This is a genomic window from Aurantimonas sp. E1-2-R+4 (assembly GCF_036549515.1).
In the GTDB taxonomy this organism is placed as follows: domain Bacteria; phylum Pseudomonadota; class Alphaproteobacteria; order Rhizobiales; family Rhizobiaceae; genus Aurantimonas; species Aurantimonas coralicida_A.
Genome location: NZ_JAZHLK010000051.1, coordinates 18367 through 27187 on the forward strand (window position 1 = coordinate 18367; position 8821 = coordinate 27187).

General features: G+C 58.1%; 7 protein-coding genes. All 7 read left to right on the top strand.

Annotation, left to right across the window (positions count from 1 at the left end; all coding sequences use genetic code 11):
* Window positions 1-19: 19 nt before the first annotated feature.
* Genes VQ045_RS18035 through VQ045_RS18060 form a run of 7 tightly spaced genes read left to right on the top strand, consistent with a single transcriptional unit; the run spans window position 20 to window position 8070 of the window.
* Window positions 20-880 carry a hypothetical protein gene (locus VQ045_RS18035; protein WP_331831082.1) on the top strand — a complete coding sequence of 287 codons (861 nt, stop codon included), beginning with the start codon at window positions 20-22 and terminating at the stop codon, window positions 878-880.
* Between the two features lie 36 nt (window positions 881-916).
* The gene (locus VQ045_RS18040; protein WP_331831083.1) at window positions 917-1111 is read left to right on the top strand and encodes a helix-turn-helix transcriptional regulator; all 195 of its coding nucleotides are present in this window, start codon (window positions 917-919) and stop codon (window positions 1109-1111) included.
* 9 nt (window positions 1112-1120) lie between these two features.
* Window positions 1121-1609 carry a helix-turn-helix domain-containing protein gene (locus VQ045_RS22065; protein WP_442879898.1) on the top strand — a complete coding sequence of 163 codons (489 nt, stop codon included), beginning with the start codon at window positions 1121-1123 and terminating at the stop codon, window positions 1607-1609.
* Window positions 1606-2697 (top strand): tyrosine-type recombinase/integrase, encoded by a 1092-nt coding sequence (locus VQ045_RS18045; protein WP_331831084.1) that lies wholly within the window; start codon window positions 1606-1608, stop codon window positions 2695-2697. The genes VQ045_RS22065 and VQ045_RS18045 overlap by 4 nt, the downstream gene beginning before the upstream one ends.
* 53 nt (window positions 2698-2750) lie before the next feature.
* Window positions 2751-4367: a site-specific DNA-methyltransferase gene (locus VQ045_RS18050; RefSeq protein WP_331831085.1), complete on the top strand. Its 1617-nt coding sequence runs from the start codon at window positions 2751-2753 to the stop codon at window positions 4365-4367.
* Between the two features lie 2 nt (window positions 4368-4369).
* Window positions 4370-5413, top strand: coding sequence for a virulence RhuM family protein (locus VQ045_RS18055; protein WP_331831086.1), 1044 nt, complete (start codon window positions 4370-4372; stop codon window positions 5411-5413).
* Window positions 5410-8070 carry a DEAD/DEAH box helicase gene (locus tag VQ045_RS18060; RefSeq protein ID WP_331831087.1) on the top strand — a complete coding sequence of 887 codons (2661 nt, stop codon included), beginning with the start codon at window positions 5410-5412 and terminating at the stop codon, window positions 8068-8070. The genes VQ045_RS18055 and VQ045_RS18060 overlap by 4 nt, the downstream gene beginning before the upstream one ends.
* The last annotated feature ends 751 nt before the right edge of the window (window positions 8071-8821 follow it).

The following is an 8821-nucleotide window of genomic DNA, read 5'->3' on the forward strand; positions in this document are numbered from 1 at the left end:
CTAGAATGAGCGTTTGGCAGTGACGGATGACTTCCACGATGAAAATGATGCGTGGTGGCTTTCCGAGCATTACAGACTCTTCGCCGAAGTGGGACAGAGGATCGAGTCGCAAGGGTTTGATCTGCCGGACGACACCATTCCCAAACCCGCAGACCCATTTTGGTTGCCGATAGACGATTATTTGCATGAACTTCAAATGCGAAAGCGTCGTCCGAATATATTACCAGCGTCCGAACTTGCATCGCGAGTACCGGTACTTTCATACATGTCCGTTCCGGTTTTTGTTCGCCTTCATCTCGGCGCATGTTTCTCAGCGATCGCAACTAAAAATCCAAATGATCGAAGACATAAGAAATCAGAGATCGACAAATTTCTATCAAGTTCGGAGACGGTAACTGAAGCCGTTCTTAAACTCCTTGACGCATCCAGAAACAACTGGATCGTTCCGATATTCGATGAAGGACTTCCGACGAAAGAGCGTTCTCTTCGTTATCTCTTCGGCATCGCGGTACGACGCAATTTGATCGAGGTCGCGAGAGATCTAAAGCTTCTCCAAGCATGGGCCTTTTCGGCGCTAGATGAGGTGTCCCCCGAGTTCGGCGGCCGACCTCGGGTCGACTGGAAGCACGATTTCGTTGCACGTCTTGCCCACACCTGGACGCTCATTACCGACCGGCCGCCGTCACCAAAGATCGATGGCCCGTTTGCCGAATTCATCTCGGCGTGCTGGCGTAGCGGTGGTGACGACTTGCCGGAAATCAGCTTCGATCGGACCGTTCGAACGGTCGCCAAAGAGTGGCCGGACTTCCCCAAAGGTGACAAAACCTTCGACAAGGCTTTGTGGCTTTCGTCGTCCTCAGACGACGCCGACGAAGGGTAAGCAGCTCCTGTTGCCATACGGATCAGGAGTTATCCCATGCACACCAATACGGTCCTGAACGCTCAATCGGCCGCTAACTACCTGCGGCTTTCGAAGAGCAGTCTCGCGAAACTTCGTCTGTCCGGTGCCGGGCCGGCCTATTGCAAACTCGGCCGGCGTGTCGTCTATCGCGCGGCTGATCTGGAAGCGTGGCTCGAAAGCCGCCGTCGTATTTCGACCTCCGAACAGTGAGACGGGCCGATGGCTCGCCCCTCGAAAAAGCGACGGACTCTCGCGAGTGTCGATCGGCGTCGGCTCCGGCGCGATGCCACCTATACAATTCCCGAGCTGGCAGAGGCGCTAGGTGTCTCGGTTCCGACCGTCCGCAACTGGCGGCGTAAAGGGCTGGAGCCGATCGACGACAACGTGCCGCTTCTCTTCCACGGGGCGGCGGTCAAGGATTGGCTGGATCTGGCGCGCGCGTCGCGGCGCTCGCGGTGCGGGCCGTCGCAGTTCTATTGCTTCTCGTGTCGGGTTCCGCGCGTCGCAGAAAGCGGATCGCTGCGCGTCCTCCAGGCGACTAGCAGGACGCTTCGTCTCGCCGGCTTCTGCCATCATTGCGGTGGCCGAATGTCCCGCAACTTCGCTGCGGCGGCCGGCCGGGCGCTCTTCGCCAGACAGGGACAATCAGACCTAGCGGTGTCTGGCAGTCCCCATTTGGAAGAGCAATCGGCAAGAGGTCCCAAATGAAACGTCCGATCAACTCGAAAAACGCGCGCCTCCTGCGCGAGTATGCAGCCTATCTCCGTCAAGCCGACGGCAAGTCGGAAGAGACGGCGCGTCAGATCGAAAAAGCCATCCATCGCTATCAGACCTTTTCCGGCTTCGAGGATTTCGCGCGGTTCGATGCCGGCCGGGCGATGCGCTTCAAGGCGGCAATGACGGATGAAGACTTGTCTAAGGCGACGATCCTTTCGACTGTCAACGCGCTTCGGAGGTTCTTCGGCTGGTTGGCGCTCCAGCCCGGATTCCGATCGAAGATCAAGGCAACCGACGCCGACTATCTCCAACTCGCGGAGAAGGACGTCCGCGCGGCGAAGGCTCCGTCCGATAAGTCCTTCCCGTCACTAGAGCAAATCACAGCCGCGCTGGACGCTATGCCGGCCTGCACCGTGATCGAACGGCGTGACCGCGCAATTGTCGCCTTCACCATCCTGACAGGCATGCGCGACGGCGCAATCGTCACACTTCGGCTGAAGCATGTCGACGTCGCTCAACGGCGTGTTCGCCAAGACCCTCGCGAGGTGGCGACAAAGGCGAGCAAATGGATTGAGACCTTTTTCTTCCGCGTCGGCGACGGTATCGAGGCGATCGTATTGGACTGGATCGAAGAGCTGCGCGCGGAACATTTGTTCGGGCCGAACGACCCGCTGTTTCCGAAAACCAAATGTGGCCATGACGAAGACCGTTTTTTCGTTGCCGCCGGGATCGATTGCGATTTTTGGTCGAACGCGACACCGATGCGCGTGATCTTCCGAAGGTCCTTCGAGGCGATCGGCTTGCCTGCCTTCACGCCGCATCGCTTTCGCGACACGCTCGCCCATCTCGCCTACGAGCGGTGCCAGAAGCCAGTGGAATTCAAGGCCTGGAGTCAGAACCTCGGCCACGAAAGCCCGCTGACGACTCTGTCGAGCTACGGCAAGCTGTCGCCGGCCGAGCAATCTGCGATCATCAGGCGCACCGACGGATCGGCTTTATCGGACGAAAAGATCACGCTGGCGATGCTGCACAAGGCACTGGCGACGCTTCCCGCCAACGTAGGGCGAGACCCCACTTGACCGGCCGCAGATAACCCTTACCCCGTGGGGGCGCATGATTGAGGGAATCGGGGATGCCCACACTGGACTGGATCGGCAAAAAGGCCGTGGTGAACCATCACCGCGAGGTGCCCTATCGCCTGATCCATTGCGACAAGGACAAGAGCGTCGGCGACCCAAATGCTGGCAACCTGCTTGTGCAGGGCGACAACCTAGAAGCCTTGAAGGCGCTGCTGCCCTATTACGCTGGCAAGGTGAAGTGCATCTATATCGACCCACCTTACAACACCGGCAATGAGGGCTGGGTCTACAACGACAATGTGAACTCGCCTGAAATTCGGGCGTGGCTCGGCGCGACCGTCGGCAAGGAGGCCGAAGACCTATCCCGCCACGACAAGTGGCTGTGTATGATGTATCCGCGCCTTCGTTTGCTGAAGGAATTTTTGAGAGAAGACGGTTCAATCTGGATTTCTATTGATGATGACGAAGGTCATTATCTTAAAGCCATGCTGGATGAAATATTTGGCCGAAGAAATTTCGTGAATTCAGTAATATGGGAAAAGAAGTACGCACCTTCGAATGACGCCACATGGCTTTCAGACAATCATGATTTTGTGATCGCATACGCGAAAAACAAATTTGTATGGAGACCAAATAGTTTATCCAGAACCGAAGAGCAGGATTCATTGTATAAGAATCCCGATAATGATTTTCGTGGTCCTTGGATGTCAGACAATTATACTTGTTCTAAAAACGCGGATGAAAGGCCAAACCTTTACTATAAGATTATTAATCCAAACACGGACCAAGAAATTTGGCCTAGCAGAACAAGAGTGTGGGGGTTCGACCCTGCGACGCATCGTATCCATTGCGATGAAGGCCGAATATATTGGGGAGTGAACGGCAAAAATTCGACGCCACGACTTAAGAAATATCTCTACGAACTCAAACGGCCCGGCCGTGTACCCACGACAATTTGGCCTCACCGCGAAGTAGGCCATACGCAAGATGCAAAGCGCGAAGCTGCACTGATATCTGCCACCGACCCGTTTCCGACACCTAAGCCCGAAGCCCTGATTGCCCGCATCTTAAGCGTCGCCTCGAACGTGGGAGACACAGTCCTTGACAGCTTTGCAGGTTCAGGGACCACCGGGTCAGTTGCCCAAAAATTGGACCGGAAGCATATTTCAATCGAAATGGGCGATCACGCCACAACGCATATCGTTCCTCGCTATCAGAAAGTGATTGAAGGCGAACAGGGCGGCATTTCCAAAGTCGCGGGCTGGCAAGGCGGCGGCGGCTTCCGTTTCTGCACGCTCGGCGAACCGCTGTTCGATGCCGACGGCAATGTCAGCTTGGCCGTCACCTATCCCGACCTCGCCGCACACGTCTTCTTTTGCGAAACGGGCTCGCCGATTCCGCGCCGCGCGGACGGGTCGTCGCCCCTGATCGGCACATTCAAGGGTCGGGCGATCTATCTGTTGCATTCGGCCGACGCGATCGGCGTCGCCAGCTCCAACGCCGGTAATGTGCTGACCGCAACGCTTCTCGACGATCTGCCGACGCCGGAAGAATCCGGCTTCGACGGCGCCCGCGTCGTCTATGCCGAAGGATGCACGGTGCCGGATGATCGGCTTTCCCGCCTTGGCGTGACTTTCAAGCAAATCCCCTATCAAATCGAGGGGCTGTGAGAATGGTGGACGCTCCTTCCGAAATCCTGCTCTACACGAGCGAAGACGGCGACACGCGGATCGACGTTCGCCTGATCGACGAAACAGTCTGGCTGACGCAAGCGCAAATGGCCGAGTTGTTCGATAAGGATGTCCGCACCATCAGCGAGCATATCGGCAACGTCTATGCGGACAGGGAGTGCGAAGAAGGGGCAACCATCCGGAAATTCCGGATAGTCCGGACCGAAGGCTCCCGCGACGTCGCCCGCGACGTGACGCACTATAATCTCGATGTGATCATTTCCGTCGGCTATCGCGTGAAATCACCGCGTGGCGCGCAATTCCGACGCTGGGCCACGCGCCGGCTCAAGGAATATATCATCAAGGGCTTCGTCCTGGATGACGAACGGATGAAACATGCCCGTCACGACTATTTCGACGAACTCGTCCGTCGGGTCCGGGCGATCCGCGTTTCCGAGCGGCGGTTCTACCAGAAGATTACCGACATCTTCGCTCTGAGCATCGATTACGAGCCGAACAGCCCTTTGACGAAGGATTTCTTCGCCAGCGTCCAGAACAAGTTTCATTTCGCCATACACGGCATGACAGCGCCCGAATTGATAGCCATGCGCGCCGACTCGACGAAGCCGCTAATGGGGATGACGTCGTTCAGGGGCAGCCGGCCGCGTGCCGACGAAACGACGAGCGCGATGAACTACCTCACGGAATCCGAACTCGTATCGCTGGAACGGATCGTTTCGCAATATCTCGACTTCGCGGAAGGGCAGGCCGAACGGCGCATTCCGATGCATATGGCGGATTGGACGGCGAAGCTGCACGGATTCCTCACGCTGAACGACCGCGCCATACTTCAGGGCGCAGGCAAGGTCACCCGCAAGGACGCCGACGCAAAGGCGCTGGCTGAATTCGAGAAATTCCGGATCGAACAGGACCGCGCCTATGTGAGCGATTTCGATCGTTCGACCAAGGCGCTGTTGAAGAGAGAATCCAGCGGCGAAAAGCCTTCGTCCAGAGCAACACGAAAGCCGAAGGGTGGCAAGGAATGACTCTGCCGCTCTTTGCGCTCAAGGAATATCAGCTTCACTCGCTCGCAAGCCTTCGGCGCTTTCTGGAGAAGGCGGTGGAACTGAACGACGCCGACACGGCCTTCTATGCCGTGACCAAGCGACCATTCGTGCCGGTGCCGAACCTTCCCGGTCTTCCCTACGTCTGTCTCCGCATTCCGACCGGTGGCGGCAAGACGATCCTCGCCGCTCATTCAGTCTCCGTTGCGGCCGACAGTTTCCTTCGCACCGATACGCCGACGGTCTTGTGGCTCGTGCCGTCGCAGACGATCCGGGACCAAACTCTTGCGACGCTCCGGGATCGTACCCACCCGAACCGCCGAGCGCTTGCCGAGCGCTTTGGCGAGAATGTCCGTGTCATGGGCGTTGCCGATGCGCTCTATGCCAAGCGCGCCGACTATGACGGGGGGGCAGTCGTGATCGTCGCGACGATCCAGGCGTTCCGTGTCGAAGAGACCGAAGGTCGAAAGGTCTATGAAGCCAACGGCGAGTTAATGGACCACTTTACGGGCCTCGCCGACGGCCTGCGGGCGCAACTCGAATTGACGCCGGGCGGAGATCCCGTGCCTTCACTGGCGAACGTGCTTCGCCTCAATCGACCGATGGTCATCGTCGACGAAGCACACAATGCGCGAACGCACCTTTCGTTTAATACGCTCGGCCGGTTGAAGCCGTCTTTGATCGTCGAGTTCACGGCGACACCGGTCACGCCAGATGAGCACAGACCGGAGAAGGGCACCTACGCGTCGAACGTCCTGCATCATGTCTCGGCGGCCGAGCTTCGCGCGGCTGACATGATCAAGCTGCCCGTGATCTTGCGAGGCCGGCCGGAACCGAAGGAAACGATCGGCGACGCGATCGCATGGCTCGACGAATTGCTTGCTCTCGCGTCGGCCGAAGAAACCGAGACAGGCGAATTCGTGCGTCCGGTGATGCTGGTGCAAGCCGAGCCAAAATCAAAGAACAAGCCGACGCTGCACGCCGAAGAGGTGAAGAAACTGCTGGTCGAGGATTTTCGCGTGCCGGCGGAACATATCGCACTGGCGACCGGTGACGCGCGTGGAATCGATGGCGTTGACCTCTTCGACCGCGACTGCAAAATTCGCTTTATCATCACGCAGCAGGCGCTTCGCGAAGGCTGGGATTGCTCCTTCGCCTATGTGCTCTGTTCGGTCGCTGAACAGAAATCGGTGCGCGCGGTGGAACAGCTTCTTGGCCGGGTGCTCCGGCTTCCTCGGGCCAAGCGGAAGAAGCACGAAAACCTAAATCGCGCCTACGCGTTCGCGACGACGACGAGCTTTCAGAACGCGGCCAATACCTTGCGCGATGGGCTCGTCAATAATGGATTCGAAAGGATCGAAGCCCAAACGCTGGTGCGCGTCGCGCCCGATACCATTCCGGGGTTCGAAGACGGTGGATCGGCCTTCGTCTATGAAGAGGCAATTCCGGATGGAACAGACGCCGAAGCATTCAAGGCGAGCGTGGAAAGCGCGACAGGTGGACGTGTCGAAGTCGACGTGGCGGCTGGCACCTTTCGCGCGCGCGGCGCGCTGACGGATTACGATCGCCAATCCATGCTGCTCGCAATGCCCGAAGCGGCAGCGAAGGCAATCGACGCGCTCGTGCACAAATCACGGGGCGCGCGGTTGAAGGCGGTCGACACAACGAAAGAGGCTATCCGATTCGCCGTTCCTCAGCTCGCCGTTCGATCCACGTCCGGCCTTCAGCTTTTCGATCGTGCTCATTTTCTCGACATCCCCTGGAAGCTCGAAGAGAGCGACCCCGCGCCGATTCTCGATCACTTCGCTCCTCCGACGCCGGCCGTCGACGAAGCGCATGTCGACGTCGACAAGAGCGGTCAGGTGACGGTTGAATTTGTCAGGAACCTGCACGAACAATTGGCTCTCGCATTGCAGGAACGCGGCTGGACCAAGAACGCACTGATCAATTGGCTCGATCGGCGTTTACCGTTCTCTTCACGGCGCGACATCACCCGAACGTCGTCGACGCTGTTCATCGCCAAGGCGCTGGACACGATCGACGCGAAGATGGGCGTGGGCATCGAGGGACTGGCGAGGGCGAAGTTTCGGCTGGTCGAAGCGCTCGTGAAGGTGATCGCGGCGCACCGCGACGCGCGCGAGGCGGCCGCATTCGATCGGGCATTGTTTTCGCAGGATGCGCTCGAATTTCAAACCAGCTCCGATGTCGAACTCGTCTTCGATGAAAACCGTTACGGCTATAATCAGCCCTATCGCGGCGGCACCGATTTCAAAAAGCATTTGTTTCGCGTCGTCGGCGATCTGGACACGAGCGGCGAGGAATACGAATGCGCGGTGCATCTGGAGCGGTCAGCCGACGTGAAGGCATGGGTTCGGAACACGTCGCGACAGCCGAACTCGTTTTGGCTGCAAACGTCGTCGGACAAGTTCTATCCCGATTTCGTCGCGCTTTTGAACGACGGCCGCGCGCTCGTGGTGGAATATAAGGGCGCTCCCTATTTCACGAACGATGATTCGAGAGAAAAGCGGCTGATCGGCGATCTATGGGCGGATCGCTCAAACGGTCACGGACTTTTTATCATGATCGAGAATCGCGAATTTACCAGGATCGACGCGCTGATCGGGAAGGAGGCGATCTAGAACACTGTGTATGCTATGTGATTGCTAGCGGTCGGCGCGCCGTTCGATCAATGCCGTAAGTGATTGAAAAGGTTGGTGCACCCGACTGGATTCGAACCAGTGACCTCTGCCTTCGGAGGGCAGCTTGGCAGCAGTCATACGTGACGGTAGCGACTGCTCGTAACTCGCGAATACGCCTGTATCCCCAGCCGATTAGCAAAGGGAGGGTACCCGCCTCTTATGGCATAGGTCAACTGTACCGGTGAGGCGAATAGGATGAAAGTTGTGACCCGATTGTGCCCGCTAGCCGATCCTCGGATGGGGGTAGGGGGGAAGGTCGGCGGCCGGGATAATTAGATACCCCGTCGGAAAAATTCGCCGTTTCCTGCAGTCCCGGCTTATCGAGGTAGCTTGTAGCGGATTGTCAGCGCCGGTGCCTGCCCACTCTCGGTTTCATGGACAATGTCCGCGTTCCCCTTTGCAAATTCCTGGCGCATCACAGAGCAGCAGGTCGGCATTGCGTGAGTGCTGTTCCCTTTGGGCGGATACCCTCCAACGGCCCTGTGGAGCTCGCCAGCGTTGATTTCGGCATGAGGACGACCCTGTCTCGCCGCCCGGCTCAACTGGGCTTCCAGGGCGGTCCGAAAGTCATCTGATGTGGGCAAGGGTTGTTCCCCTGTCAACGCCGGAGCAAATATGCGCCAGTTGGCCGGAGGAAATATGTGCCAGGTGACGTCATGAGAAGGGCCCCGATCGGGGCCCTTCTCATGAC